Source organism: Vibrio genomosp. F10 str. 9ZD137 (genome assembly GCF_049974785.1).
Taxonomy (GTDB): Bacteria; Pseudomonadota; Gammaproteobacteria; order Enterobacterales; family Vibrionaceae; genus Vibrio.
Genome location: NZ_JBNGCJ010000203.1, coordinates 1 through 529, shown reverse-complemented (window position 1 = coordinate 529; position 529 = coordinate 1). Strand labels below are relative to the sequence as shown.

Sequence of the window (529 nt, the reverse complement as noted above, 5' to 3'; positions counted from 1 at the left end):
TTATGGCCGCTATTGTTGGAGCAGCTGGATTGCTGCCTACGATGGCAGCGATTAGAGCGGGCAAGCGAGTGTTACTGGCAAACAAAGAAGCCTTGGTTATGTCTGGCCAGCTTTTTATTGATGCGGTTAAACAGCATGGCGCAGAACTGCTTCCTGTGGATAGCGAGCACAATGCCATTTTTCAATGCTTACCAAGTGAGATTCAAACAACCTTAGGTCATTGCGATCTCACACAGCACGGTGTTCAGCATATCTTATTAACGGGCTCTGGCGGCCCATTTCGTTATACCGAAGTTTCATCGCTGATTCATGTCACACCGGAGCAGGCGATTGCTCACCCTAACTGGTCTATGGGGCCTAAAATATCGGTCGATTCAGCAACCATGATGAATAAAGGGCTGGAGTATATCGAGGCGAAGTGGTTGTTTAATGCTAAACAATCTGAGCTGAAAGTGATCATCCATCCTCAATCGGTTATTCATTCTATGGTCCAATTTCGTGATGGTTCTGTGAAGATCGGAAGAGCGGT

The 529-nt window shown here is 46.9% G+C and carries 1 pseudogene; it reads left to right on the top strand.

The annotated features are described in order from the left end of the window. Positions 1 to 529, top strand: a pseudogene (locus ACP45E_RS02745) (1-deoxy-D-xylulose-5-phosphate reductoisomerase); the annotation flags it as partial.